Consider the following 26,426-nt stretch of genomic DNA (forward strand, 5'->3'; position numbering starts at 1 on the left):
GAGCACCACGATACACAACGAAGAAAAAGCATTTCTTCATCGTTGTGTTCGTCGTGTCGTTGTGTTCAATCCCGCGCGCCCATCTCCCGCCCGCCATCTCCACGCCCTCGCTTCGCGAATCGGTGAGATATGCGGGCTAGCGGCGTGGGGTCGACTGTTGCAGGTCTGTCGGGCGTTCCTCGACCTCGACCTGCCACTCGCGGGGCTCGCCCTCGCGCAGGCCGGTCAGGATGATGGTGCTGCCCGGGGGCTGGTCGGTGACTCGGGTGAGCAGCGCGTCGACGTCCGCCACCGGCTCGCCGGCGACCTCCAGCACCACGTCGCCGGGGGCGAGGCCGGCCTCGTCCGCCGGACCGCCGCGGAGCACGCCGGCGATGAGCACGCCCTCAGGTGCGTCGAGGCCGAAGGAATCGGCCAGCTGCGGACTCATGCCCTGCACCTGCACGCCGATCCAGCCCCGGATCACGCGCCCCTCCTCGATGATGCTCTGGAGCACGCCGCCGGCCAGGCTCGCCGGAATGGCGAAGCCGATGCCCATCGAGCCGCCGGACTGGCTGTAGATGGCCGTGTTGATGCCGATGACCTCGCCCTCGGCGTTGACCAGTGCACCGCCGGAGTTGCCGGGGTTGATGGCGGCGTCGGTCTGAATGAAGTTCTCGAAGGTGGTCAGGCCGAGCTCGCTGCGGCCCTTGGCGCTGACGATCCCCTGGGTCACCGTCTGACCGACGCCGAAGGGGTTGCCGATGGCCAGGACGACGTCCCCCACGCGGATGGACTCGGAATCGCCCATCGTCACCGCCGGCAGGTCCGGCAGCTCGATGCGCAGCACGGCGAGGTCGGATTCCGGGTCGGTGCCGACCAGCGTCGCCGGGGCGGTGCGGCCGTCCGCGAGCAGGACCTGGATCTCATCCGCGTCTTCAATGACGTGGTTGTTGGTCAGGATGTGGCCGTCGTCGCTGACGATGACGCCCGAGCCGAGGGAGGTCTCGCGCCGCGGGCCGGGCGTGGGCAGCCGATCCTCGAAGAAGCGGCGGAACAGCGGATCGTCCGGCAGGCCGAAGCCCTCCGGGCGCGCGGCGCGGGCGCTGTAGACGTTCACCACCGCCGGCGCCGCAGCGGCGACGGCATCGGCATAGGAGACCGGGCCGCTGCCGGCGGTCATCGTCGTCGGGCTGGTGCGTTGCGGGGCCTCCCGCACCTCCACCACCGGGCGATGGCCGTCCAGCAGGCCCGGCGCGAGCCAGACCACGGCCCCGGCCACGATCAGCCCCACGATGACGTAACTGGCGATGAAACGACTGACGCGGCGGGGTGCCATCGGTGCTCGATCCCTTGCGCTATCCGGGTCTAGCCCGGATGGCGCACCGATTCACGGCTGCGGCCGCGGATCTGGCGGGCAGGCCGGCGTTGCGCTCGGCCCGGGTGCTCGACGTACTGTCTAGTACGCCTGCGCGCCCGGACTCTCCCGCGCCTTGTCCTGCCCGCCATCTCCACGCCCTCGCGTCGCAAATCGGTGCGCCATCCGGGCTGGCGGTTGCGGAGGTCCGGCGGACGCCGGAACATCAGCGCTTCCCGAACCGCCGGCCGCCGGAGGCCCTTATGGTACAGATTTCCAAGCTGGTTGATGACTGCGACGCCCGGCTGGACGCCGCCGCGATCGCCGATTTCTGCCCCAATGGCCTGCAGGTAGCCGGGCGCGACGACGTCCGGCGGCTGGTCAGCGGCGTCACCGCGAGCACGGCGCTGCTGGATGCCGCGCTGGCGTGCGAGGCGGACGCGGTGCTGGTGCACCACGGCTACTTCTGGAAGGGCGAGGATGCCCGCATCGTCGGCATGAAGGCGGCGCGCATCCGTCGGCTGATCCGCCACGACGTCAGCCTCATCGCCTATCACCTGCCCCTGGACGTGCACCCTGAGCTCGGCAACAACGCCTGCCTGGCGGAGGTTCTCGGGGTGCCGTCGCCGGCGCGCGAGCCGGCCATGGGCGTGGCGGGACTGCTCTGGCACGGGGCGCTGGCCGAGGCCCTGAACGCCGATGCGCTCGCCGCCCGCATCGGTGAGGCGCTGCAGCGCCCGCCTGTGCATGTGGGCGACGGGCCGGCGCGCATCCGGCGCATCGCCTGGTGCAGCGGCGGCGCGCAGAAGCTGCTGCCGCAGGCGGCGGCCCTTGGGGTGGACGCCTTCGTCAGCGGCGAGATCTCGGAACAGACCACCCACGAGGCGCGCGAGCTCGGGGTGCACTATTTCGCTGCGGGGCATCACGCCACTGAGCGGGGCGGCGTGCAGGCCCTGGGCCGCTGGCTCGCGCAGCGCCACGGGCTCGAGCACCGCTTCATCGACATCGACAATCCGGCGTGAGATGAAATTACGCAAGCATCTGATTTGAAGAAGAATATAGTAGCCCGTCGTACCCAGCCTGAAACGGTTCCGGCTTGACGCCCGAGGGGGGATGTAAGATCCTAATGCGCCGCCAAATGGGGCTTTCATCGGATCCCGGGAAGCCGGCCGCCAGGCCGTTTTCTTTTGTCGGGAAGTCGTGGTCAGAACCCAAGCAGGGGAACGTGGATGAATCAGGAAGGCGCGAACCGGAACCGACGCCGCTTCCTTACCGGTGCCGTGTCGGTTGTCGGTGGCGTGGGCGTGGCCTACACGGCCGTACCGTTCCTCGCGTACTGGAATCCCAGTGCCCGTACGCGCGCGGCCGGCGCCCCCGTGGAGGTGGACGTCAGCTCGCTAGAGCCCGGCCAGCGCATCACGCTGGAATGGCGCGGCAGCCCGGTATGGGTGGTGCGCCGCTCGGAAGAGGCCATCGCGGCGCTGGAAGAGATGAGCGACCGTCTGCGGGATCCGCAATCGCAGGTGGAATCCCAGCAGCCGGCCTATGCGCAGAACGTCTACCGCTCCGTCGACCCCGAATTCCTGGTAGTGGTACCGATCTGCACCCACCTTGGCTGCATCCCCTCGTTCCGCCCGGAGCCCGGCTCCATGGGCGCGGACTGGAACGGCGGCTTCTTCTGCCCCTGCCATGGTTCCCGCTTCGATCTTGCGGGGCGCGTGTACGCCGGCGTGCCGGCGCCGACCAACCTGCGAGTACCTCCCCATCGCATGGCCGGTGAGAACCGCATCGTGATCGGAGAGGACCAGGAGGCCGCCTGACATGAGCAACGCCACTACCGCCAAGGGCAGCAACGGGCTGCTCGGCTGGATCGACGCCCGCTTCCCGCTGACCAAGCTCTGGAACGAGCACGTCGGCGAGTACTACGCGCCGAAGAACTTCAATTTCTGGTACTACTTCGGCGCACTGTCGCTGTTCGTGCTGGTCAACCAGATCCTGACGGGCATCTGGCTGACGATGAACTACAACCCGTCCGCCGAGGGGGCGTTTGCCTCGGTGGAGTACATCATGCGCGACGTCGAGTGGGGCTGGCTGATCCGCTACCTGCACTCGACCGGCGCCTCGTTCTTCTTCATCGCCGTCTACCTGCACATGTTCCGGGCCCTGCTCTACGGCTCCTACCAGAAGCCGCGGGAGCTGATCTGGATCTTCGGGATGCTGATCTACCTGCTGCTCATGGCGGAGGCCTTCATGGGCTACCTGCTGCCGTGGGGGCAGATGTCCTACTGGGGCGCGCAGGTGATCATTTCCCTGTTCGGCGCGATTCCGGGCATCGGCGAGGATCTGGCGCTGTGGATCCGCGGCGACTACAACATCTCCGGGGTCACGCTGAACCGCTTCTTCGCCCTGCACGTGGTGGCGCTGCCGCTGGCGCTGGTGTTCCTGGTGATCTTCCACATCATCGCGCTGCACGAGGTGGGCTCGAACAACCCGGACGGCGTCGAGATCAAGAAGAACAAGGATTCCGCCGGCCGGCCGCTGGACGGCATCCCGTTCCATCCCTACTACACGATCAAGGACACCTTCGGTCTCGGGGTCTTCCTGATCTTCTTCTCCGCGGTGGTGTTCTTCGCCCCGGAGATGGGCGGGCTGTTCCTCGAGCCGCCGAACTTCGAGCCGGCCAACCCGTTGCAGACGCCGGAGCACATCGCGCCGGTGTGGTACTTCACCGCCTTCTACTCGATCCTGCGCGCCATCCCCGACAAATTCGGCGGCGTGATGGCGATGGGCGGGGCGATCTTCCTGCTGTTCCTGCTGCCGTGGCTTGACCGGGGGCGGGTGCACTCGATCCGCTACCGCGGCCTCTGCCACAAGATCGCCCTCGGCCTGTTCGCAGTGGCCTTCGTGTGCCTGAGCTATCTCGGTCTGCAGGCCCCCTCGGACGTGATCCTCGGGCTGACGGTGACGGCCTGGGCCCGTATCTGGACCGTGGTCTACTTCGGGTTCTTCATCTTCCTGTTCGTCTACACCGCCTTCGGGCTGGAGAGGACCAAGCCGGTGCCGGAAAGGGTGACCCACTGATGCGGAAGATCGCGCTCGCAATGCTGCTGACCCTTGCCCCCGGGGCGGCCCTCGCGGCCGCTCCCGCCGGCGACCTCATGGACGCCCGGGTGGACGTCTCCGACGAGGCCTCGCTGCAGCGGGGGGCCAAGCTGTTCGCCAACTACTGCATGGGTTGCCACTCGGCGAAGTTCGTCCGCTGGAATGCCATGCCGGACGCCCTTGGCGTGCCCATGGAGACCATCGAGGACAACATCATCTTCGGCGAGTACCAGGCCGGCGACGTCATCCGCGCGGCGATGCCGGCGGACGACGCCGAGGAGTGGTTCGGCGTCGCGCCGCCGGATCTCTCGCTGACCGCCCGCTCCCGCGGGGCGGACTGGGTCTATACCTACCTGAACAGCTACTACCGTGATCCGGAAGCCAGCACCGGCTGGAACAACCTGGTGCTCGAGAACTCGGCCATGCCGCACGTGCTCTGGCGACTGCAGGGCGTGCCCGAGGCCGACTACGAAGAGACCGACGATGGTGTCCGGGTCGCCGGCATCCGTGTGCCGGAGAGTGCGGCGGGTACCATGAGCGAGCGGGAGTACCATCAGGCAACGCGGGACATCACCAATTTCATGGCCTGGATGGCCGAGCCGGCCCGCGAGACGCGCCAGACCCTTGGCATCTGGGTCATTGGCTTCCTGATCGTCTTCACCGGGCTCGCCTACCTGTTGAAGCGCGAGTACTGGAGGGATATCCACTGAACGCCGCCGATCGCAACGACGTCGCCCGCCGATGGCAACCGTGAGCCGCCGCGGCGTCATGAGCCTCTACTCAGGCCCGGCCTGCGCGTACAGTCATCGCGTGCGCCTGGTTCTCGCGGAGAAGGGCATCAGCGTCGAGATCATCGACGTCGAGCCTGGCGAGGTACCGCCGGAGGATCTGGCGGACCTCAATCCATACGGCGAAGCGCCCACGCTCGTGGACCGGGACCTCGCCCTCTACGACGCCCGGGTGGTCTGCGAGTACCTGGACGAGCGCTTCCCGCATCCGCCGCTGATGCCCGTTGATCCGGTGTCCCGGGCCAAGGCGCGGCTGGTGATCTCGCGCATTGAACGGGACTGGTATCGCCTGCTGGACCGGCTCGAACGCGGCGACGCACGGGATACCGCCGGCGTGCGCCGGGAGCTTGCCGAGGGCCTGGCGGCGAGCGACGAGGTCTTCGCCGCCGGCACGCCGTTCTTCCTGAGCGACGAGCTGACCATGATGGACTGCACGCTGGCGCCGCTGCTCTGGCGGCTGCCGCATTACGGCGTCGAGCTCCCGGCGGAGGCCGAGGGCGTGAGCGCCTACGCCGAACGGCTGTTCGCCCGGGACGGCTTCCGGCGTAGCCTGAGCGACGTCGAGCGGGCGATGCGCGGCCTGTAGGCCGACGCGGGCAGGATCCCGCATCGGCGCGGTGCGCCGCCCCCATTCACGCCGACCGCAATACGGACAACATGACCCCGAGTCGCCCCTATCTGATTCGTGCCCTGCACGAGTGGATCGTCGACAACGACTGCACGCCCTATCTGCTGGTGGACGCCTCCCGCGCCGACCTGGACGCGCCGCTGGAGTACGCCGATAACGGCAAGCTGGTGCTGAACGTTGCCCCACGCGCCGTGCGCGGGCTTGCCCTGGGCAACCAGCTGATCGCCTTCAACGCCCGCTTTGGTGGCGCCCCGCGTGACGTCAGCGTGCCGGTGGACGCCGTGCTCGCGATCTACGCCCGGGAGAACGGCCAGGGCATGCTCTTCAGCGACGACGACGGCGGCGGCGACGAGCCGCCGCCGGACGGCGGCAGCGGCCCGGACGATGGCCGCGAGCGTCGGCCCAATCTGCGCGTCGTCAAGTAGCGGGGCGGCGCGTGGCGCCGCTCCGCAGTTCCGAGTTCAAAGTTCAACGTTCAAAGACCGCCTCCGCTCCGCTCAGACGCGATCGGCCGTGCGGAGGGTGTCTTTGAACGTTGAACTTTGAACTGAGAACTCGGCCGCCTTCGGCGGCCGGCGTCAGCCGCCGAACAGCTGGCGGTCGATCAGATCGCACAGGCAGTGGATCACCAGCAGATGCACCTCCTGGATGCGGGCGGTGATCTGGGCGGGGACGCGGATCTCGACATCGTTCTCGCTGAGGTGGGCCGCCATGGCGCCGCCGTCGTGACCGGTGAGGGCGACGATCCGGGCGCCGCGCTCGTGGGCCGCATCGATGGCCGCGATCACGTTCTCACTGTTGCCACTGGTGCTGATGGCCAGCAGCACGTCGCCATCGTGGGCCAGTGCGCGCACCTGCCGGGCGAAGACCTCCCGGAAGGCGTAATCGTTGGCGATGGAGGTGAGCGTCGAGCTGTCGGTGGTGAGGGCAAGTCCCGGCAGGCCCGGGCGCTCCATCTCGAAGCGGTTCAGCAGCTCCGAGGAGAAATGCTGGGCGTCGCCCGCGGAGCCGCCGTTGCCGCAGGCGAGGATCTTGCCCTCGCGCTGAAGCGTGTCCGCCATCAGCGCCGCGGCGGCGGCGATGCCGGGGCTGAGCCGGTCGAGCGCCTTCTGCTTGGTGCGGATGCTCTCGTGGAATTGCTGGGCGATGCGCTCGTGATGGTCCATGGCGATGGCGGCGTGTCTCCGGGGTTCAGTCGTCGAGGGTGAAGGCATTCTGCAGCCACTCGAGGCCGCCGTGCTCGTCTACGGCGACGACGTCGAAGCGGCACGGTGGCTCGTCTCGGCGGCGCTGGAGGTAGGCCGCCGCGGCGGCGGCCAGGCGGCGGCGCTTGGCCGCGCTGATGCTGTCGATGCCATCGCCGAAGCGTGAACGCCGCCGGCGCCGCACCTCGACGAAGACCAGCATCCGCCCGTCCGCCATCACCAGGTCGATCTCGCCACGGCGGGTGCGGAAGTTGCGCGCGAGGCAGCGCAGCCCACGGGCCTCCAGGTGGGCACAGGCCCGGGTCTCCGCCGCCTCGCCGCGGGCGGCGGTGGAGGGTGTCAGCGCAGCCACTCGGGCACCTCTGCGGAGGGAAACACCAGCGATTCGATGCGGCCGCTGCGAATGCGTGCCGGAAGCAGCTCGCGGCGCACGCGCCCCTGGTCATCGACGCTCAGCTCCCCGGTAGCGCCCTCCAGGGTGAGCCGGGGCTCTACCGCCAGCACGTCCACCGGCGCGCTCAGCCGCAGGGCGTCGACGCCGAGGGCGGCGAGGCGCGGGTAGCGCGCAGCCGTGTCCGGCCAGGTCTCGGCCAGGGTCCGGGCGGTTCGTGTCAGCTCCGGAGTCTGGAGCTCGCCCAGCACCCAGGGCGTCTCCACGAACATCAGCCCGTTCATGTCGGCATCCGCGTCCGGGGCCGGGGTGCCGCTGTAGGCATGGGAAGTGGCGAGCACCGGCAGCCCGAGCCCGCGATGGAAGCGCACCTGCGGAATGATCAGACGGGCCATGTCCGGGAAGGCGGGGGCGAACAGGGCCTGCATGTCCGCCCGGCGCCGGGGCTCGAACTCCAGGCCGCGTCCGATGACGCCCTGCAGGCGGCGGTGACGGGCCTCGCTCGCGTCCAGATCGAACAGCGCCCGCAGCGGCTCCGAGAGATCCTCGCCGTCCGGTCGGTAGCTCTGGACCTCCAGGGCACGTCCGCCGGCGGCATGCAGCCCCGCGACAAAGCTCGCGGCCACCCGGTCGCCCCAGTCGCTGTCCGGCACCAGCACCGTGAGACGACGGTGGCCGAGCTGCACCGCGAGCCGGGCGGCGGTCATGGCGTCGTCCTCCGGTGCCAGGCCGAACTGGAACAGCCCGGGCTGGCCCCTCACCTCGTCGCGGCGATTGAGGGCCAGCACCGGCACCGGGTAGTTGTCCCAGATGGCGAGCTGCTCGAGGGCCGACTTGGTCAGCGGGCCCACCACCAGATCCGCACCCCATTCCTGGGCGCGCCGGTAGGCCGCAATGACGTTGCTGCCGTCCTCGCCCACGTCTTGGAACTGCAGCGTCGGCCGCTCGTCGGCGGGCATGTCGTAGAGGGCGACCAGCATGCCCCGCTGCACCGCCTCGGCGACGGACCCGAGCCGGCCGGTGAACGGCAGCATCACGGTGATCCGCTCCGGCGGGCGCAGGCGCTGCAGCTGCTCCGCCAGCCGCGCCTCGCTGAACTCGCCGGCGGCGGGGTGTTCCGGGTAGCGCTCGCGCCAGCCGGCCACGGCCTCCTCGGTGGCGGCCGCATCGAGGCGGTTAACGCGCAGTGCGTGGGCGAGCTCGAGCCAGGCGCCGAAGCGGTCGGGCGCGGCGGGCACGAGCTCGCGCAGCTGGGGCAGTGGCAGCGCCATGAGCGCAGACCAGAGCCGTTCGCGATTGATGCGGCGGTCGCGTTCACTCGCCAGCAGCGGGGTCTGGCGGTCGAGCACACGGGCCGCCTCCAGGGGGTCGTCCGCCGCGCGATGGGCGGCGGCCAGCGCGCCGAGCCACCAGGCCTCGACCCGGGGGATCAGGTCCGCGGGTACCGGCCGCAGGCGCTGCACCCAGTCGGCAGCGTCCTCCGGCAGCGCCAGGCGGGCGCGCACGATGGTCGCGAGCGGAGCGACGGCGGGCGCGTCTACGTCCGCGAGCATGCCGAGAAGTGCCTCGGCACGCTCGCGGTCGCCGACATCCAGATGGACCAGTGCTGCCTGCAGGCGGAGCCGATCGGCGGTCTCGCCCTCGGCGAGGTCCGCCGCCCGCTCGAACAGCTCGGCGGCGTTGAACGGATCCCCCAGGCGCAGGGCGATCTCCGCCTGGCGGACCCGCAGATCACGCTCGGCGTCGGCTTCCGCGGCGTCGTCCGGCGGCGCCACCGCGCAGCCGACGAGCAGCAGCAGCGCGAGCAGGACACCGCCGAGGCGGCAGGATGAGGCAGGGGAAACGGGCACGGGCTGTCCTCGACTGGGCCGGTGCGGACATCGCCGCGGGTAGGCTGGCCCGGTAGACTGCGTCGGGCCCGCCACGCCGGCGAGGAGTATCGAGTCGGGGGATTTGTCGTGTCAAACGCGCCCGGATGCCTGTACGTGGTGGCCACCCCTATCGGCAATCTGGATGACATCACCCGGCGCGCGGTGGCCGTGCTCGGCGCCGTGGACGCCGTCGCCGCGGAGGACACCAGGCGCACCGGCCAGCTCCTGACCCATCTCGGGCTGCGCCGGCCGCTGGTGAGCCTGCACGAGCACAACGAGGACCAGCGGACGGTCGCCCTGGTGGGCCGACTGCAGGCGGGGGAGAGCCTGGCGCTGGTGAGCGATGCCGGTACGCCCCTGGTCAGCGACCCCGGTTACCGGCTGGTGCGCGCCTGCCGGGAGGCCGGTGTGGCCGTGCTCGCCGTGCCCGGGGCGAGCAGCATCACCGCCGCGCTCTCGGTGGCCGGCCTGCCCACCGATCGCTTTCTCTATGAAGGTTTCCTGCCCGCCCGCCCGGCGGCCCGGCGGCGCCGCCTCGCCGAGCTGGCCGGCGTCACCTGCACGCTGGTGCTGCTGGAGTCGAGCCACCGCGTCGCGGCGTCGCTGGCGGATCTCGCGGCGGTATTCGGTGGCGGGCGCGAGGCCGCCCTGGCCCGCGAGCTGACCAAGGCTTTCGAGACGGTACGCTTGGACCGCCTGGATCGGCTGGCCGAGTGGGTGGCCGCGGATCCCGACCAGCAGCGCGGCGAGCACGTGATCCTGGTGGCTGGGGCGGAGGCGGCCGCCGCTGCGCCGCCGGCACTGGCGACCGAGGCCGTGCTCGCCGTCCTGAGCGAAGAGGGTATCGGCGCCCGCCAGGCCGCCCGCATTGCCTCCCGTCTCACCGGCGAGCCGAAGAACGCCCTCTATCGTCGCATCATCGGCACCGGGAACTGAACAAGGTCGCGCCAGGAGATTTGAGCGCTGGATTAAACACAACGACACAAAGGACACAACGATTCACAACGGATGAGAGTTTCTGGCAGACGTAGGTCGGCAAGCGCCTTGCGCTCGCAGACGGCCGCGCTCCAGCGCGGCTTCCCGGGGACTCGCCTGCCGGCGTGTCGGGTACCGCCTGCTGCGGTTCCCGACCTACGGCTACTCACATGCAAGCGCCGGATTGAACACAACGACACCACGGACACCACGATGCACAACGTACGGAATGGGCTGATGCCGGCGTAGGGTCGCGATCGGGGAAGACGGAATCTCAGCGATGCGTCTCGGGAGACACCCGCCAGGCGGACGGCGGCTTCGGCCTTGTCTTTCACAGCATTCTCTCCCCGTTGTGAATCGTTGTGTCCTTTGTGTCGTTGTGTTTATTCCCTCTCCCTCCCTCGCTCGCCCCCCGATGCACGTCCTAACGCCTCGCCACGGAATGCTGATAAAATAAGCAACAGGAAGTCGGCCGGGCAGCCGCTGCGCCTGTTCGCAGGCGTGGAGGAAAGTCCGGGCTCCACAGGGCAGGGTGCCAGGTAACCCCTGGGCGGCGTGAGCCGACGGAAAGTGCCACAGAGAACAGACCGCCGATGGCCCGGTTCGCCGGGCACAGGCAAGGGTGAAAAGGTGCGGTAAGAGCGCACCGCGCGGGTGGCAACACGCCGCGGCACGGTAAACCCCACCCGGAGCAAGACCAAATAGGGGAGCGCACGTGTGGCCCGCACGGCTCCCGGGTAGGTCGCTGGAGGTGTGCGGTGACGCACACCCAAGAGGAATGGCTGCTCTCGACAGAACCCGGCTTACAGGCCGACTTCCCCCTTTCATCGCTTCCTGCCGGTGCCATGCCGCACGCCGCCGTTGCCAGCCGGCGACGGCGGCTGGCCGCTTCCTTAGAGCGAATTCTCGCATCTCCCGTTAACGCGATGTTTTGAAAGTCGATTTGGATCCCGATTCGGCGTTGCTGTCAGGCGACGTCGGAGGCGTTTCGTAAGTTGCTGTCGGTAAAGGAAGAATCGTGGTCCGTTTGCTTGACGGGGGGTGGGGCCGTGGCTAGAGTGTGTAGCCAAGTGGGAAGAAGTGGTAAGAAATGGAGTTCTGGGGAAGGAGAAGGGCAAGGAAGTGTTTCGCGGTGTCACTCATATCAACCTGGACGCGAAGGGGCGGATGGCCTTCCCCAGCCGCTATCGCGACCGTCTGCAGTCCCTCTGCGACGGCCAGGTCGTGGTGACGGTGGACCGCGATCACTGTTTGCTCGTCTACCCGCTGCCGGAGTGGGAGCACATCGAGCAGAAGCTGGTGCGCCTGCCGAGCCTCAATCGGACCGCGCGTCGGCTGCAGCGGCTGCTCATCGGCCATGCCACCGAGTGCCAGCTCGACGGCAACGGCCGCATCCTTCTGCCGCCGCCGCTGCGGGAGTTCGCCGGGCTGGAGAAGAAGACCGTGCTCATCGGCCAGGGCAACAAGTTCGAGCTCTGGGATGAGGCCGCCTGGACTGCCCGGCGCGACGAGTGGCTGGCCGAAGCGGCCGAAGAAGAGGAACTGCCGGGCGAGCTCGAGTCGTTGTCGCTGTAACGCGGGCGCGGCCGATGCCGGGCCCCGCAGACAGGTGGGGACGTGACGCAGACAGAGCACCGGCCCGTCATGCTGGGGCCGGCATTGGAGGCGCTCCAGGTGCGACCCGAGGGCACATACGTGGATGGCACCTACGGCCGCGGCGGCCACGCGGCGGCGCTGCTGGAGCATCTCGGCCCGGCCGGGCGACTGTGGGTGGTCGACCGCGACCCCGACGCCGTCGCCCTGGCGCGGGCGCGCCACGGGGACGACCCGCGCGTGACCATCGTCCACGACTCTTTTGCCGGGCTCGGTGAGCACCTGCACCGGGCCGGCCTCAGCGGCGCGGTGTCGGGTCTGTTGCTGGACCTGGGTGTCTCCTCGCCCCAGCTCGACGATGCCGCGCGGGGATTCAGCTTCCTGCGGGACGGACCGCTCGATATGCGTATGGACAACAGCCAGGGCCAGACCGCCGCGGAGTGGCTCGCCCGGGTGGATGCGCGCACCCTGGCCGGGGTGCTGCGTGACTACGGCGAGGAGCGCCACGCCCGGCGTATCGCGCGGGCCATCGTTGCGGCGCGGGACCGCGGCGAGCTGCCGAGCACCACCGCGCGGCTCGCGGCCCTGATCGAGTCTGCCGTGCCCGGGCGCGAGCCGGGTCGCCATCCCGCGACCCGCAGCTTTCAGGCCATCCGCATCCATCTCAACGCCGAGCTCGAGGCCCTGGACCGGCTGCTCGAGGGGGTCTGCGACCTGCTCGAGCCGGGCGGGCGCTTCGTCGCCATCAGCTTCCATTCGCTGGAGGACCGGCGGGTGAAGCGCTTCATCCGCCGCTACAGCGAGGTTGGCGATCTGCCGCCGGGCGCCGGCGCCGTGCCGCCGGAGCGGGAGCCGCGGCTGCGCCGCATCGGCGGCGCCCGGCGCGCCGATGCCGACGAGGTGGCGGCCAACCCGCGGGCGCGCAGTGCGGTCATGCGGGTGGCGGAGCGGTTGCCATGAGTCTGCGCTGGCTCGCGATCGTCGTTCTACTGGGGGCCGCCGTGGCGGCCTCCGCGGTGGCGGTGGTGCAGGCCAAGCACCGCAGCCGCACCCTGTTCGTGGAGCTGCAGCAGCTCGAGCGGGAAGTGGATGCGCTGAACGCGGAATGGCGGCGGCTGCGCCTGGAGCAGGGGACGCTGGCGACCCACGGACGGGTCGAGCGTATCGCCCGGGAATCCCTCGGGCTGCGCGAGCCGCAGCCCGGCGAGGTGATCGTTCTGCGGGTGCCGTCGGCGGACGGGGAGGGCCAGCCGTGAACGCCGGACCCCGCCGCGATGCCACGCCGCCGCGCTGGCGGTGCCGGCTGGTGGCCGCCGTCTTCCTGCTGCTGCCGGTGGCGCTGGTGGGCCGGGGTGTGGAGCTCCAGCTCACCGAGAGCGATTTCCTGCAGGGCCAGGCCGAGGCCCGTCACCTGCGGGTGGAGGCGCTGCCGGCCCACCGCGGCGCCATCACCGACCGGCACGGCGAGGTGCTCGCCATGAGCGCGCCGATGGACTCGGTCTGGGCCGACCCGGGGCCGCTGCTGGCCGCCGAGGGCGGTGTGCAGCGGCTGGCCGCGGCGCTGGAGATGGATGCCGGCGCGCTGCAGCAGGCCCTGAGCGAGCGCGCGGAGCGGGAGTTCGTGTACGTCCGGCGTCACGTCGACCCGGAGCTCGCCGAGCGGGTGATGGCGCTGGACCTGCCGGGGGTGGCACTGCGCCGCGAGTACCGCCGCTTCTACCCCACGGGGGAGGTCACCGGCCACCTGCTCGGCTTCACCAACATTGACGACCGCGGCCAGGAAGGCCTCGAGCTCGCCTATGACGACTGGCTCTCCGGCACCCCGGGGGCGAAGCGCGTCCTGCGCGACCGCCTCGGCCGCACCATCGAGGACGTGGAGCGTCTGAGCGAGCCGCAGCCCGGCCGCGAGCTGGCGCTGACGGTGGATCGCCGGCTGCAGTACCTCGCCTATCGCGAGCTCAAGTCCGCGGTCCGGGCGCACGACGCGCGCAGCGGCTCGCTGGTGCTGCTGGATGCCCGCAGCGGCGACGTCCTCGCCATGGTCAATCAGCCCGCCTTCAATCCGAACCGCCGCGGCGGGATGCGGGCCGAGCAGTACCGCAATCGCGCAGTGACGGACCTGTTCGAGCCGGGCTCCACGATCAAGCCGTTCACGGTGGCGGCGGCGCTGGAAAGCGGCCGCTACACGCCCTCCACCCCCGTGGACACCGCCCCCGGCTGGATGCGCGTGGGCCGCCACCAGGTCCGGGACGTGCGCGACTACGGCACGCTGGACGTGGCGTCGGTCATCAGCAAGTCCAGCAACGTCGGCGCCGCGCGTATCGCGCTGGATCTGGAGGTCGGCCGGGTATGGGAGCTGCTTGCCGCCGCCGGCCTCGGGCGGCCGACGGGCGTCGCCCATCCCGGTGAGGCCTCCGGCTACCTCGCGATCATGCCGCCGGAGCGGCCCATCGAGCGGGCCACCCTTGCCTTCGGCTACGGTCTCTCGAATACCAGCCTGCAGCTTGCCCGCGCCTATGCCGCCATCGCCAACGACGGGCTGCTGCCGCCGGTGAGCCTGCTCGCCGGTGCCGAGCGCGGCGACGCCCGGCGGATCATGTCGGCGCGGACCGCCCAGGCCGTACGCGGGATGATGGAAGGTGTGGTGCAGCCCGCGGGCACGGCGCCCGCCGCCGCCGTGCCCGGGTATCGGGTGGCGGGCAAGACCGGCACGGTGCGCAAGGCGGTGGCCGGCGGCTACGCGGAGGACCGCTACACCGCCACCTTCGCCGGCCTCGCCCCGGTGAGTGATCCGCGCTTCGTCTGCGTGGTCACCCTGGACGAGCCCGGCGGCGAGGCATACTACGCGGGCGAGGTGGCGGCGCCCGTGTTCGGCGCAGTCATGGCCGACGCGCTGCGCCTCTACAACGTGGCGCCGGATGCGACGCCACGCGAGTCGCGGCTTGTGGCCGCGGGGAGAGACGGCGGATGAGCGGGGTACGCGAGCTCACCGCACTGCTCGCCCCCTGGGCGAGCCCGCCGGCGCCGGTTCCCCTGACCGGCGTCGCACTGGACAGCCGGGCGCTGCGGCCCGGTTCGCTGTTTCTGGCGGTCCCGGGCGGGGCGCGCCACGGTGCCGAGTTTCTCGACCCGGCGCTGGCGGCCGGGGCCGCCGCGGTGGCCTACGAGCCGGCGCCGGGGCTGGATGCCGCGGCGCTGGAGGCGCGTTGCGCCGCAGCGGGCGTGCCCGCCGTCGCCGTGTCGGGCCTGGGTGCCGCTGCCGGCGCCATCGCGGCGCGTTTCCACGGCGAGCCTTCGCAGGCCCTCACCGTGATCGGCGTCACCGGCACCGACGGCAAGACCTCCGTCAGCCACTACACCGCCCAGCTGCTGGACGGCGTCGTCGGCCGCTGCGGCCTGGTCGGCACCCTGGGGCATGGCTTCGCCGGGGCCCTCGAGGCCGGGAGTCTCACCACGCCGGATGCGACCCGGCTGCAGGCGGCGCTGGCGGAGCTGCGGGATCAGGGCGCCCGCGCCGTGGTGATGGAGGTGTCCTCCCACGCGCTGGCTCAGGCCCGGGTGGACGCCGTGGCCTTCGACGTCGCCGTGCTCACCAACCTCGGCCGGGATCATCTCGACTATCACGGCACCCTGGCCGCCTATGCCGAGGCCAAGTCGCGCCTGTTCGCCTGGGCGGGGCTGCGCGCCCGCGTGCTCAATCTGGACGATGCCCTCGGTGCACGTCTCGCCACGGGCCATGAGGGGGTCATCGGCTATGGCGAGGCCGAGGGCGCCGCCCTGCGGCTGGAGGCCGTGACCGCCCGGGAGACCGGGCTGGCGGTGTCGGCGCGGGTCGGAGGCCGGCGGCTGGACTTCGAGCTGCCGCTGCTCGGCCGCTTCAACGCCTGGAATGCCCTCGCCGCCGTCGGCGTGCTGCTGGCGCTGGGCGGCGATCCGGAAGCCGCACGGCCTGCGCTGGCCCGACTGCGGCCCGTGCCCGGGCGCATGGAGCGCTTCGGCGGCGGCGACCGGCCGCTGGCGGTGGTGGACTACGCCCACACCCCCGGCGCGCTGGAGGCGGCGCTGATCGCCGTGCGCCGGCATTGCACGGGGCGGCTCTGGTGCGTGTTCGGTTGCGGCGGTGAACGCGACACCGGCAAGCGCCCGCTCATGGGCGGGGTTGCCAGCCGCCTTGCCCATCAGGTCGTGCTGACCAGCGACAACCCCCGCGGCGAGGACCCGCGGGCGATCCTCGAGGACATTCGCCAGGGCTGTGACGGACCCGCCGAGGTCGCTGTGGAGCCGGACCGCGAGGCCGCCATCGCCCGGGCCCTGGGCCAGGCCGCACCGGGTGACGTAGTGCTCGTCGCCGGCAAGGGGCACGAGGACTACCAGATCGTCGGCGAGCGCCGGCTCGCCTTCAGCGACCGCGCCACCGTGCGCACGCTGCTGGCCGGGGAGGTGGTGTGATGGACCCGGTCCGGCTGCGCACCCTGGCGAGCGAGCTCGGTGGCGAGGTCCGCGGCGAGGACAGCGAGATCACCGCGGCCGGCATCGACAGCCGCCGCCTGCCCCCGGGCGCGCTGTTTGTCGCGCTGCCCGGCAGCCGCCATGACGGCCATGAGTTCGTCGCTGCCGCCCGGGAGGCGGGCGCCGCCGCCGCGCTGGTGACGCGCTTCGTCGACGATCCGCTGCCGCAGTGGTGTGTCGAGAGCGCGCCGCGGACCCTCGCCGAGCTCGGCTGCCGGGCGCGGTCCCGGAGCCCGGCCCTGCGCATCGGGGTTACGGGCAGCAACGGCAAGACCACGGTCAAGGGGATGCTCGCCGCGATTCTGGCGGGCGAGGGTGAAACCCTCGCCACTGCGGGCAACCTCAACAACGAGCTGGGCGTGCCGCTGACGCTGTGCCGGCTCGCCGCCCACCACCGCTACGCCGTGCTCGAGCTCGGCTGCAGCCGCCCGGGGGACATCCGCCTGCTGGCGAGCTGGAGCCGCCCACAGGTGGGGCTGGTCAACAACGCCGCCCCCGCGCACCTGGAGGGGTTCGGCAGCGTCGAGGCGGTGGCGCGGACCAAGGGCGAGCTGTTCGAGGCGCTGCCGGCGGATGGCTGGGCCATCATCAATGCCGATGACGCCCACGCCGGACTCTGGGAGCAACAGGCCGCCCACTGTCGTGTGCTGCGCTTCGGGCTCGCCAGCCCGGCAGCGGACGTCAGCGGCGAGGCGACGGCGGACGGCGGCCTGCGCATCGCCCTGCCCAGTGGCGTCATCCTGGTGCGGCTCGCACTGCCTGGCCGGCACAACCGCGCCAACGCCGTGGCGGCGGCCGCCGCCGCCTGGGCCGCCGGGGCGCGGCCGGAGGCGATCGTCGCCGGCCTGGAGCGGGTGGCGCCGGTACCGGGTCGGCTCGCGCCGCGCACCGGTCTGCACGGCAGCGAGATCCTGGACGACAGCTACAACGCCAACCCGGCCTCGCTGGAGGCGGCCCTGGAAGCGGCGGCAGCGGACGACCGCGAGGTGTGGCTCGCGTTGGGGGACATGGCGGAGCTCGGCGATCAGGCCGAGGCCCTGCATGCCGAGGCCGGCCGCCGGGCGCGGCGCCTCGGCGTGACACGCCTGGACGCCTGCGGCGCGCTCGCGGCCCACGCCGCCGCGGCCTTCGGCGACGGTGGCTACCGGCATCCCGACCAGGGCGCCCTCATCGCTGCGCTGCAGGCGGCGCTGCATCCCGGCGTGCGGCTGCTGGTCAAGGGGTCCCGCTCTGCCGCCATGGAGCGCGTGGCCGATGCCCTCGCCCACGATCGTGGCAGGGAGGGCGTGCCATGCTCCTGATGCTCGCCGAGCAGCTGCAGGCCCTCTACAGCGGTTTCAACGTCTTTCAGTACCTGACCTTCCGGGCCATCCTCGGCACGCTCACCGCCCTCGGCATTGCGCTGCTGGTGGGGCCGCGGCTGATCCGCCGCCTGGTGCAGCACCAGATCGGCCAGTTCGTGCGCGACGACGGCCCCGAGTCGCATCTGTCCAAGGCCGGGACCCCGACCATGGGCGGCGCCCTCATCCTCGTGAGCATTGCCGTCGCCACGCTGCTCTGGAGCGACCTCGCCAACCGCTTTGTCTGGGTGGTGCTGCTGGTCACCCTCGCCTTCGGCGTGGTCGGCGGCGTCGACGACTGGCTCAAGCTCACCCGCGCCAGCAGCAAGGGGCTTTCCGCCCGCGCCAAGTACCTCTGGCAGTCCGTGGCCGGCGTGGTCGCGGCGCTGGTGCTTTACTTCACGGCGGCGAGCCCCATCGAGACGGCGCTGATCGTGCCGCTGTTCAAGGACGTGATGCTCCCGCTGGGCTGGCTGTTCGTGCCGCTCACCTACCTGGTGGTGGTGGGCTCCTCCAACGCCGTGAACCTGACCGACGGGCTGGACGGCCTCGCCATCATGCCCACCGTGCTGGTGGGCGGAGCCCTCGGCGTCTTCGCCTACGTCAGCGGCAACATCAACTTCGCGGAGTACCTCGGCATCCCCTACGTCCGCGGCGCGGGCGAGGTGGTGGTGTTCTGCGGCGCGCTGGTCGGCGCCGGCCTCGGCTTCCTCTGGTTCAACACCTATCCCGCGCAGGTGTTCATGGGCGACGTCGGTGCCCTCGCCCTGGGTGCTGCGCTCGGCATCCTGGCGGTGGTAGTCCGTCAGGAGCTGGTGCTGTTCGTCATGGGCGGCGTGTTCGTCGCCGAGACGGTATCCGTGATGCTGCAGGTGGCCTCCTACCGCCTCACCGGGCGGCGGATCTTCCGCATGGCGCCGCTGCATCATCATTTCGAGCTCAAGGGCTGGCCGGAGCCACGCGTGATCGTCCGCTTCTGGATCGTCACCGTGGTGCTGGTGCTCGTGGGCCTTGCCACCCTGAAGCTGCGCTGATGGCACGGGCGATGACGGCAAAACGGCCAGGCTGGGATGCGGTGATCGTCGGGCTCGGCGAGACCGGCCTCGCCTGTGCGCGGCATCTGGCGGCGCGCGGCCGCCGGGTGGCGGTCACCGACAGCCGGGCGACGCCGCCGCGGGCCCGGGCGCTGGCCGCGGAACACCCGGAGATCCCCCAGGCGCTGGGGCGGCTGGATGCGTCGCTGCTGGCGGACGCCGGCGAGATCGTGCTGAGCCCAGGGGTCGATCCCCGGCTGCCGGAGCTGCAGGCGGCGCGCGAGGCGGGCGTGCCCATGGCGGGCGAGATCGAGCTCTTCGCCCGGGTCGCCCGTGCCCCGGTGGTCGCGATTACCGGCTCCAACGGCAAGAGCACGGTGACGAGCCTGGTGGGCGCCATGGCCGAGGCCGCCGGGCTGCGGACCGCAGTGGGGGGCAACCTCGGCACGCCGGCCCTGGATCTGCTCGCCGAGCCGGAGTCCGAGCTGTACGTGCTGGAGCTTTCCAGCTTCCAGCTGGAGACGGTGGCGAGCCTGGACGCCCGCGTGGCCACGGTCCTCAATCTCAGCCCCGACCACCTGGACCGCTACCCGGACATAGCCGCCTACGCGGCCGCCAAGCAGCGGATCTTCCGCGGCCACGGTCTGATGGTGCTGAACGCCGACGACCCCCAGGTCGCCGCCATGGCGCTGGCCGGCCGTGAGCGCCGCTGGTTCGGGCTCGGGCCGCCGGCGGGGGACGAGCACTACGGGCTGGTGCGGCGTGCCGGCGAGACCTGGCTTGCCCGCGGCGAGACGCCCCTGCTGCCCACCGGCGCGCTCGCGCTCCCCGGCCGCCACAACCAGGCCAACGCGCTGGCCGCGCTCGCCCTCGGCGAGGCGGCGGGACTGCCGGAGGCCGCCATGCTGGCGGCACTGCGCGAGTTCCGCGGCCTGCCCCATCGCAGCGAGCCGGTGGCCGAGCGCAATGGCGTGCTCTGGGTCAACGACTCCAAGGCCACCAACGTTGGCGCCGCCGTGGCCGCCATCGAGGGCATGGAGCGCCCCGTCGTGTTGCTGGCGGGGGGCGACGGCAAGGGGCAGGACTTCGGCGCCCTCGCCACGGCCCTGCGCGGGCGGGCGCGGGCGGCGGTGGTGTTCGGGCGCGACGCGCCGCGGCTTGTGGCCGCCCTCGGCGACGCCTGCCCGGTGACGCGGGTGGCGGATCTGGACGCGGCGGTGACGGCGGCGGCGGCGCTGAGCCGGGCCGGCGATGCCGTGCTGCTCGCGCCGGCCTGCGCCAGTCTCGATCAGTTCCCGGATTACCGCGCCCGGGGCGCGGCGTTCCGGCGCGCGGTGGAGGGCCTCGGCGATGGTTGACGTGCTCGCCGCCCAGCCCCTGCGCACGGCCGCCCGTCGCCAGCTCGACCTGCTCGAGGACAGCGACCGTGGCCTGCTGCTGGCGCTGGCCGCCATCGTCGGCCTTGGTCTGGTCATGGTGGCCTCCGCCTCGGTGGCGGTGGCCGAGCGCACCGTGGGCGACCCCACCCACTACCTCGTGCGGCAGCTCGTGTATCTCGGCCTCGGCGCGGCTGCCGCCGGCCTGGTGCTGCGTGTCCGCCTTGCGGTCTGGCAGGCCCTGGGCAGCCCGCTGCTCGGCTTCGGCTACCTGCTGCTGGCCCTGGTGCTGGTGCCAGGGGTCGGCCATGAGGTCAACGGCGCCAGCCGCTGGCTCGACCTCGGCCTGTTCAACCTTCAGGTCTCCGAGGTGGCGCGAGTGTGCGTGCTGGTCTACCTGGCGGCCTACCTGGTGCGCCGCGCGCAGGCGGTGCAGGCCACGGCCCGCGGCTTCCTCATCCCGGTGGCCCTGATTCTGGTGGCGGCGGCGCTGCTGCTCGGCGAGCCCGACTTCGGCGCCGCCGTGGTGCTCACTGCCACGGGGCTCAGCCTGGTCTTCATTGCCGGGGCGCCCCTCGGGCGGTTTGCGCTGCTCGCGCTGGGCTGCGTCGGCGCCGGCGTGCTGCTGGTGGTGACCTCGCCCTATCGCTGGCAGCGGCTGGTGGCCTTCCGCGACCCCTGGGCGGACCCGTTCGACTCCGGCTTCCAGCTCACCCAGTCGCTGATCGCCGTGGGGCGCGGCGAGTGGTTCGGCGTGGGCCTCGGCAACAGCGTGCAGAAGCTCTTCTACCTGCCGGAGGCGCACACCGACTTCCTGTTCGCCGTTCTCGCCGAGGAGCTCGGTTTCGTCGGCATGGCGGTGGTGATCGGGCTGTACGCGTTCGTGGTCTGGCGGGCCTGCGCCATCGGCGCGGCGAGCTTTGCCGCCGGGCGCCCGTTCGGCGGCTACCTCGCCTACGGCGTCGGCGTCAGCCTGGGGCTGCAGGCCTTCGTGAACATGGGCGTGAACCTGGGCCTGCTGCCCACCAAGGGGCTGACCCTGCCGCTGATGAGCTACGGCGGCAGCAGCCTGGTGATGACCTGTGTCTCCCTCGGGCTGCTGCTGCGGGTGGACGTGGAGCGGCGCCGGGCCGGAAGGGCGGCGAGCGCCCCGGAGGTGCCGGCATGAGCGCGGCGCCCGTGATGATCCTCGCCGGTGGCACCGGCGGCCACGTGTTTCCGGCGCTGGCCGTGGCCGAGGCCCTGGCGGCGCACGCCGTGCCGGTGGTCTGGATGGGCACCGCCCGCGGCCTCGAGAGCCGGGTGGTACCAGCGGCCGGCATTACCCTGGAGCCGCTCAGCGTGCGCGGGCTGCGCGGCAAGGGCCGGCTGGGCTGGCTGACGGCACCCCTCATGCTGGCACGGGCGCTGTTTCAGGCGCTGGCGGTGCTGCGCCGCCACCGCCCGCGCGCCGTGCTCGGCATGGGTGGCTATGTGGCGGGTCCGGGCGCGGTGGCCGCCTGGCTGCTGCGCCGGCCGCTGGTCATCCACGAGCAGAACGCCATTCCCGGCTTTACCAACCGCCATCTCGCGCGCCTCGCGCGGGCCGTGCTCACCGGTTTCGACCGACCGTTTCCGGGCGCACCCGCGGCACGCTTCGTGGGCAATCCGGTGCGTCGGGCCATCGCCGAGCTGCCGCCGCCGGAGGTCCGCATGGCGGGGCGCGAGGGCCCGCTGCAGGTGCTGGTGGTGGGCGGCAGCCTCGGGGCATTGGCGCTGAACCGTGCCGTGCCCGCCGCGCTGGCCGCGTTGCCGGCGGGGCAGCGCCCGCGGATCCGCCACCAGGCCGGCGAGCGCACCCAGGCCGTGGCGGATGAGGCCTACGCCAGTCACGGCGTCGACGCCGAGGTGGTGGCCTTCATCGAGGACATGGCCGAGGCCTACGCCTGGGCGGATCTGGTCATCTGCCGGGCCGGCGCGCTCACCGTCTCCGAGCTTGCCGCCGCCGGCGTGGCGGCGCTGTTCGTGCCCTTCCCGCATGCGGTGGACGACCATCAGGCCGCCAACGCGGCCTTCCTGGTGGACGCCGGGGCGGCGGAGATGGTGCGCGAGGCGGAGATTCCGGAGGGCCGGCTCGAGGCCGCGCTGACCGGGCTGCTCGGCGACCGGGCCGGTCTGCTGGAGCGGGCCCGGCGCGCGCGGGCCCTGGGGCGGCCGCAGGCGGCGGAGATGGTCGCGCAGACCTGCCTGGAGGTAGCGCCATGAGCGGCGAGGCCATCGACCCCCGGCTCGGCGGCCCCGGTGCCATGGGTCGGGTGCAGCGGCTGCACTTCGTCGGCATCGGCGGCGCCGGCATGGGCGGTATCGCCGAGGTGCTGCTGAATCTCGGCTATCAGGTGAGCGGCTCCGACCTGCGGGAGAATCCGGTGACCCGGCATCTGGCGGACCTGGGCGCCGCCGTGCACATCGGTCATGACGCGGGCCACGTCGAGGGCGCCGACGCCGTGGTGATCTCCAGTGCCGTCACCGGCGACAACCCCGAGGTGCAGGCGGCCCGCGAGCGGCGTCTGCCGGTGGTGCCGCGGGCGGAGATGCTCGCGGAGCTGATGCGCTTCCGCTACGGCATCGCCGTCGCCGGCACCCATGGCAAGACCACCACCACGAGCCTGGTGGCGAGCATCCTCGCCGAGGCGGGGCTCGATCCCACCTTCGTCATCGGCGGGCGGCTGAACAGCGCCGCAAGCCATGCCCGCCTCGGCGCCGGCCGCTATCTGGTGGCGGAGGCCGACGAGAGCGACGCCTCGTTCCTCTATCTCAACCCGATGATGGCGGTGGTCACCAATATCGACGCCGACCACCTCGGTACCTACGAGGGCGACTTCCAGCGCCTGCGCGCGACCTTCCTGGAGTTCCTGCATCACCTGCCGTTCTACGGCCTCGCGGTGCTCTGCGAGGACGACCCGGAGGTGCGCGCGCTGCTGCCCTCGCTGAGCCGCCCGGTGCGCACCTACGGCTTTGCCGAGGGCGCCGATCTGCGGGCGGTGGACGTCAGCCAGGACGGCATGCGCAGCCGCTTCCGGGTGCTGGCCCCGGACGGCGACGCCCTCGACGTGGAGCTCAATCTGCCGGGGCGGCACAACGTCCTCAATGCCCTCGCGGCCATCGCGGTGGCGCGCGAGCTGGGCGTCGAGGACGCGGCCATCGCCCGGGCGCTGGCGGGCTTCGCCGGCATCGGCCGGCGCTTCCAGGTCTACGGCCCGGTGGCGCTGCCCCGCGGCACGGTGGAGCTGGTGGACGACTATGGCCACCACCCGCGGGAGATCGCGGCGGTACTCCAGGCCCTCCGTGCCGGCTGGCCGGGGCGCCGGGTGCTGGTGGCCTTCCAGCCGCACCGCTACAGCCGCACGCGCGATCTGTTCGAGGACTTCGCCCGCGTGCTCTCCCAGGCCGACGCCCTGGTGGTGAGCGAGGTGTACCCGGCCGGGGAGGCGCCGCTGCCGGGCGCTGACGGCCGCAGCCTGTGCCGCGCCATCCGGCTCCGGGGTCAGGTGGATCCGGTGTTCGCCGGCAGCGTCGCGGAGCTGGAGACGCTGCTGGCGGACGTCGCCGAGCCCGGGGATCTGGTGGTGACGCTGGGCGCCGGCAGCATCGGCGGTGTCGGCCCCGCCCTGCTCGAGCGCTACGGGCCCGGGGGGACGCCATGACCCGTCTGCGCGGACGCCTGCGCCACGACGAGCCCCTCGCGCGCTACACCACCTGGCGCGTGGGCGGTCCGGCGGAGCGGCTGTTCGAGCCGGCGGATGCGGCCGATCTGGCCGCCTATCTGCACGCCCGTCCGGACGACGAGCCGCTGTTCTGGCTTGGCCTCGGCAGCAATCTGCTGGTGCGAGACGGCGGTCTGCGCGGCTCGGTGATCCGCACCCAGCGGGGGCTGGGCGCGCTGCAGGAGCTCCCCGACGGCGGCGTGCGGGCCGGTGCCGGCGTGCCCTGCGCCAAGCTCGCCCGGCTCTGCAGCCGCCGCGGGCTCGTCGGTGCGGCCTTTTTCGCCGGCATTCCCGGCACCGTGGGCGGGGCGCTCGCCATGAACGCCGGCGCCTGGGGCGGCGAGACCTGGACGCATGTGGAGAGCGTGGAGACGGTGGACCGCAGCGGCGCCTGCCGCGAGCGCGGGCCGGAGGCGTTCCAGGTCGGTTACCGGCGGGTCGAGGGCAACCCCGGCGAGTGGTTCACCGCCGCCACCTTCCGTTTCCGCCCGGGGGGCGATCCGGGGGCGCTGGCGAGCCGCGTTCGCGAGCTCCTCGCCGAGCGCGCCGAGCGCCAGCCCACGGGCCTCGCCAGCGGCGGCTCGGTGTTCCGCAACCCGCCCGGGGACCACGCCGCGCGCCTGATCGAGGCCGCCGGCCTGAAGGGCACGGTCCGTGGCGGCGCCCGCATCTCCGAGAAACACGCGAATTTCATCGTCCACGAGGGCGACGCCACGGCGGCGGACATCGAGGCCCTGATCGAGCTGGCCCGGGAGCGGGTGGCGGCGGTGCACGGGGTCACGCTGGAGCCCGAGGTGCGCATCGTGGGGGAGGCGAGAGTCCATGACTGAATCGAGGACACCCACGGTCGCCGCGATGGGGCGCGTTGCCGTGCTCGCCGGCGGTGGCTCGGCGGAGCGGCCCATTTCGCTCAAGAGCGGCGGCGAGTGTCTGCGTGCGCTCCAGGCCCTGGGCGTTGCCGCCGAGCATTTCGACCCGGCTGAACGCCCCCTCGCCGAGCTCGCCGGGTTCGATCGCGCGTTCATCGCCCTGCACGGCCGCGGCGGCGAGGACGGCGTCATCCAGGGGGCGCTGGAGGCCCTGGGCGTGCCCTACACCGGCAGCGGCGTGCTCGGCTCGGCCATCGGCATGGACAAGCTGCGCAGCAAGCTGGTCTGGAAGGGGCTCGGCCTGTCGACGCCGGAGCACCGGGTGCCCGCCAGCGCCGAGGCGCTGCCGGAGGTGATCGATGCGCTCGGTCTGCCGCTGTTCGTCAAGCCCGTCCGCGAGGGCTCGAGCCTCGGCACGACCCGGGTGGACGACGCGGCGGCCCTGCGCACCGCCTGGGAGGCGGCGCGACGCTATGACGCCGAGGTGCTGGTGGAGCCCTGCGTGGTGGGCGAGGAGTACACCGTCGCGGTGCTGGACGGCGAGGCACTGCCCGCCATCCGCATCGAGGCCGAGGGGCGCTTCTACGACTTCGAGGCCAAGTACCAGTCCGAGGCGACGCGCATGGTCATCCCCTGCGGCCTGGCGGCGAGCGAAGAGGCGGCGCTCGGCGAGCTCGCACTCGCCGCGTTCGACGCCATCGGCGCCTCCGGCTGGGGGCGGGTGGACGTGATGCGCGACGGCGCCGGGCGTTTCTGGCTGCTCGAGGTGAACACCATCCCGGGCATGACCGACCACTCGCTGGTGCCCGCGGCAGCGCGGGCAAGGGGGTTGGATATGGCAGCGCTGGTCTGGCGGATCCTGCTGACGAGCCGGAGGCCGGGTGAGGGCTGATGGCGGCCGTGGCGGACTGGAACGGCGAGCCGGAGGCGCCGCGGGCGTCGGTGCGCGCCGGCGCCCGGCTGCTGCTGTGGCTGGCGCTGGCCCTGGTGCTGGCCAGCGGGCTGTCGCTGGCGCTGGAGCACTGGCTGCCGGAGCGCTGGTTTCCGCTGGCGGCTGTGCGCTTCGACGGCGATCTGAGCCGGGTGCGGGAGGCGGATCTGCGGGCCGCGGTGGCGCCGCATCTGGATGCCGGCCTGCTGAGCGTGGACGTGGGCGCGCTGCGGGGCGCCGTCGAGGCCCTGCCCTGGGTGTCCGGAGCTGCGGTGCGCCGGGTCTGGCCGGATGCGGTCCGCATCACGGTGACCGAGCAGGTGCCGGTGGCGCTCTGGGGCGGCGGCGCGCTGATGAACGCGGACGGGGAGGTGTTCCGCCCGGAGCGGCTGCCCCAGGGGCTGCCCCGGCTGGCCGGCCCGCCGGGCAGCGCCGATCGGGTGCTGACGCGCTTCCGCGAGCTGCGCCCGCGGCTGGCCGCGGTGGGGCTGGAGACCCGCGGCCTGACGCTGGACGAGCGTCGCTCCTGGACCGTGCACCTCGCGGGCGACGCGTCGCTGCGACTCGGCCGGGAGCAGGTGGCCGAGCGTATGGCCCGTTTCCTGGCGGCGTGGCCGCGCATCGCCCCGGAGCCGGGGCGGCGGCTCGTCGCGGCGGACCTGCGCTATCCCAATGGTTTCGCCCTGCAATGGCAGGACCCGGTTTCGGCAAAGGGGGAGTCCCGAGGGGACTGAT

General features: G+C 72.1%; 25 protein-coding genes and 1 other RNA gene. 22 read left to right on the forward strand and 4 right to left on the reverse strand.

Annotated elements, in window-relative coordinates:
- Positions 1–136: 136 nt before the first annotated feature.
- Complete coding sequence (locus tag LMH63_RS04200; protein ID WP_109675979.1) at positions 137–1,318, reverse strand: S1C family serine protease; 1,182 nt, start codon at positions 1,316–1,318, stop codon at positions 137–139.
- 281 nt (positions 1,319–1,599) lie between these two features.
- Between LMH63_RS04200 and LMH63_RS04205 the strand changes: the two genes are divergently transcribed.
- The 6 genes from LMH63_RS04205 (at position 1,600) to LMH63_RS04230 (ending at position 6,279) form a co-directional block, all read left to right on the forward strand.
- On the forward strand, positions 1,600–2,358 hold the full coding sequence (locus LMH63_RS04205; RefSeq protein WP_109675977.1) for a Nif3-like dinuclear metal center hexameric protein: 759 nt from the start codon (positions 1,600–1,602) through the stop codon (positions 2,356–2,358).
- Between the two features lie 207 nt (positions 2,359–2,565).
- Positions 2,566–3,156, forward strand: coding sequence for a ubiquinol-cytochrome c reductase iron-sulfur subunit (petA, locus tag LMH63_RS04210; protein ID WP_109675975.1), 591 nt, complete (start codon positions 2,566–2,568; stop codon positions 3,154–3,156).
- Between the two features lies 1 nt (position 3,157).
- Positions 3,158–4,417, forward strand: a complete 1,260-nt coding sequence (locus tag LMH63_RS04215; RefSeq protein ID WP_109675973.1) for a cytochrome b — start codon at positions 3,158–3,160, stop codon at positions 4,415–4,417.
- Complete coding sequence (locus LMH63_RS04220) at positions 4,417–5,148, forward strand: cytochrome c1 (RefSeq protein ID WP_109675971.1); 732 nt, start codon at positions 4,417–4,419, stop codon at positions 5,146–5,148. Before LMH63_RS04215 ends, LMH63_RS04220 begins: the two co-directional genes overlap by 1 nt.
- Before the next feature lie 31 nt (positions 5,149–5,179).
- Positions 5,180–5,812 carry a glutathione S-transferase N-terminal domain-containing protein gene (locus LMH63_RS04225; protein ID WP_109675970.1) on the forward strand — a complete coding sequence of 211 codons (633 nt, stop codon included), beginning with the start codon at positions 5,180–5,182 and terminating at the stop codon, positions 5,810–5,812.
- Between the two features lie 71 nt (positions 5,813–5,883).
- Positions 5,884–6,279, forward strand: coding sequence for a ClpXP protease specificity-enhancing factor (locus LMH63_RS04230; protein ID WP_109675968.1), 396 nt, complete (start codon positions 5,884–5,886; stop codon positions 6,277–6,279).
- Between the two features lie 153 nt (positions 6,280–6,432).
- On the opposite strand, the gene LMH63_RS04235 is transcribed toward LMH63_RS04230, so the two are convergent.
- The 3 genes from LMH63_RS04235 to LMH63_RS04245 are packed head-to-tail and all read right to left on the reverse strand — an operon-like array spanning position 6,433 to position 9,300.
- Positions 6,433–7,020 (reverse strand): phosphoheptose isomerase, encoded by a 588-nt coding sequence (locus tag LMH63_RS04235; protein ID WP_109675966.1) that lies wholly within the window; start codon positions 7,018–7,020, stop codon positions 6,433–6,435.
- Between the two features lie 25 nt (positions 7,021–7,045).
- A complete protein-coding gene (locus LMH63_RS04240; RefSeq protein WP_109676157.1) occupies positions 7,046–7,402 on the reverse strand; it encodes a YraN family protein in 357 nt (118 codons plus the stop codon).
- A complete protein-coding gene (locus LMH63_RS04245) occupies positions 7,399–9,300 on the reverse strand; it encodes a penicillin-binding protein activator (RefSeq protein WP_158280281.1) in 1,902 nt (633 codons plus the stop codon). The genes LMH63_RS04240 and LMH63_RS04245 overlap by 4 nt, the downstream gene beginning before the upstream one ends.
- A gap of 135 nt (positions 9,301–9,435) precedes the next feature.
- Here LMH63_RS04245 and rsmI point away from each other — a divergent pair, with 135 nt between their 5' ends.
- The 16 genes from rsmI to LMH63_RS04325 all read left to right on the forward strand — a co-directional run bounded on the left by rsmI (position 9,436) and on the right by LMH63_RS04325 (position 26,425).
- Entirely contained in the window at positions 9,436–10,257 is an 822-nt protein-coding gene (gene rsmI, locus LMH63_RS04250; RefSeq protein WP_229332724.1) for a 16S rRNA (cytidine(1402)-2'-O)-methyltransferase, read from the forward strand.
- A 503-nt stretch (positions 10,258–10,760) separates the two neighbouring features.
- Positions 10,761–11,118: RNase P RNA component class A (rnpB, locus tag LMH63_RS04255), an RNA gene on the forward strand.
- Positions 11,119–11,418: 300 nt separating this feature from the next.
- On the forward strand, positions 11,419–11,871 hold the full coding sequence (mraZ, locus tag LMH63_RS04260) for a division/cell wall cluster transcriptional repressor MraZ (RefSeq protein WP_109675959.1): 453 nt from the start codon (positions 11,419–11,421) through the stop codon (positions 11,869–11,871).
- A gap of 69 nt (positions 11,872–11,940) precedes the next feature.
- Positions 11,941–12,849 carry a 16S rRNA (cytosine(1402)-N(4))-methyltransferase RsmH gene (rsmH, locus tag LMH63_RS04265; protein WP_199225578.1) on the forward strand — a complete coding sequence of 303 codons (909 nt, stop codon included), beginning with the start codon at positions 11,941–11,943 and terminating at the stop codon, positions 12,847–12,849.
- On the forward strand, positions 12,846–13,145 hold the full coding sequence (gene ftsL, locus LMH63_RS04270) for a cell division protein FtsL (protein ID WP_109675955.1): 300 nt from the start codon (positions 12,846–12,848) through the stop codon (positions 13,143–13,145). The genes rsmH and ftsL overlap by 4 nt, the downstream gene beginning before the upstream one ends.
- A complete protein-coding gene (locus LMH63_RS04275; protein WP_199225571.1) occupies positions 13,142–14,860 on the forward strand; it encodes a peptidoglycan D,D-transpeptidase FtsI family protein in 1,719 nt (572 codons plus the stop codon). The genes ftsL and LMH63_RS04275 overlap by 4 nt, the downstream gene beginning before the upstream one ends.
- Positions 14,857–16,338 carry a UDP-N-acetylmuramoyl-L-alanyl-D-glutamate--2,6-diaminopimelate ligase gene (locus LMH63_RS04280; protein WP_109675953.1) on the forward strand — a complete coding sequence of 494 codons (1,482 nt, stop codon included), beginning with the start codon at positions 14,857–14,859 and terminating at the stop codon, positions 16,336–16,338. Before LMH63_RS04275 ends, LMH63_RS04280 begins: the two co-directional genes overlap by 4 nt.
- Positions 16,338–17,699, forward strand: a complete 1,362-nt coding sequence (locus tag LMH63_RS04285) for a UDP-N-acetylmuramoyl-tripeptide--D-alanyl-D-alanine ligase (RefSeq protein ID WP_109675951.1) — start codon at positions 16,338–16,340, stop codon at positions 17,697–17,699. The genes LMH63_RS04280 and LMH63_RS04285 overlap by 1 nt, the downstream gene beginning before the upstream one ends.
- Positions 17,690–18,772 carry a phospho-N-acetylmuramoyl-pentapeptide-transferase gene (gene mraY / locus LMH63_RS04290; protein ID WP_109675949.1) on the forward strand — a complete coding sequence of 361 codons (1,083 nt, stop codon included), beginning with the start codon at positions 17,690–17,692 and terminating at the stop codon, positions 18,770–18,772. Before LMH63_RS04285 ends, mraY begins: the two co-directional genes overlap by 10 nt.
- 11 nt (positions 18,773–18,783) lie before the next feature.
- Positions 18,784–20,130, forward strand: coding sequence for a UDP-N-acetylmuramoyl-L-alanine--D-glutamate ligase (gene murD / locus LMH63_RS04295; protein ID WP_109676153.1), 1,347 nt, complete (start codon positions 18,784–18,786; stop codon positions 20,128–20,130).
- Positions 20,123–21,316: a putative lipid II flippase FtsW gene (gene ftsW / locus LMH63_RS04300; protein WP_109675947.1), complete on the forward strand. Its 1,194-nt coding sequence runs from the start codon at positions 20,123–20,125 to the stop codon at positions 21,314–21,316. Before murD ends, ftsW begins: the two co-directional genes overlap by 8 nt.
- Positions 21,313–22,392, forward strand: a complete 1,080-nt coding sequence (gene murG / locus LMH63_RS04305) for an undecaprenyldiphospho-muramoylpentapeptide beta-N-acetylglucosaminyltransferase (RefSeq protein ID WP_109675945.1) — start codon at positions 21,313–21,315, stop codon at positions 22,390–22,392. The genes ftsW and murG overlap by 4 nt, the downstream gene beginning before the upstream one ends.
- Entirely contained in the window at positions 22,389–23,831 is a 1,443-nt protein-coding gene (gene murC, locus LMH63_RS04310) for a UDP-N-acetylmuramate--L-alanine ligase (protein WP_109675943.1), read from the forward strand. Before murG ends, murC begins: the two co-directional genes overlap by 4 nt.
- Positions 23,828–24,721 carry a UDP-N-acetylmuramate dehydrogenase gene (murB, locus tag LMH63_RS04315; RefSeq protein ID WP_109675941.1) on the forward strand — a complete coding sequence of 298 codons (894 nt, stop codon included), beginning with the start codon at positions 23,828–23,830 and terminating at the stop codon, positions 24,719–24,721. Before murC ends, murB begins: the two co-directional genes overlap by 4 nt.
- Positions 24,714–25,652, forward strand: a complete 939-nt coding sequence (locus LMH63_RS04320; protein ID WP_109675939.1) for a D-alanine--D-alanine ligase — start codon at positions 24,714–24,716, stop codon at positions 25,650–25,652. Before murB ends, LMH63_RS04320 begins: the two co-directional genes overlap by 8 nt.
- Positions 25,652–26,425, forward strand: coding sequence for a cell division protein FtsQ/DivIB (locus tag LMH63_RS04325; RefSeq protein ID WP_109675937.1), 774 nt, complete (start codon positions 25,652–25,654; stop codon positions 26,423–26,425). Before LMH63_RS04320 ends, LMH63_RS04325 begins: the two co-directional genes overlap by 1 nt.
- Position 26,426 lies beyond the last annotated feature (1 nt).

This window comes from Spiribacter halobius (assembly GCF_020883455.1).
GTDB lineage: Bacteria > Pseudomonadota > Gammaproteobacteria > Nitrococcales > Nitrococcaceae > Sediminicurvatus > Sediminicurvatus halobius.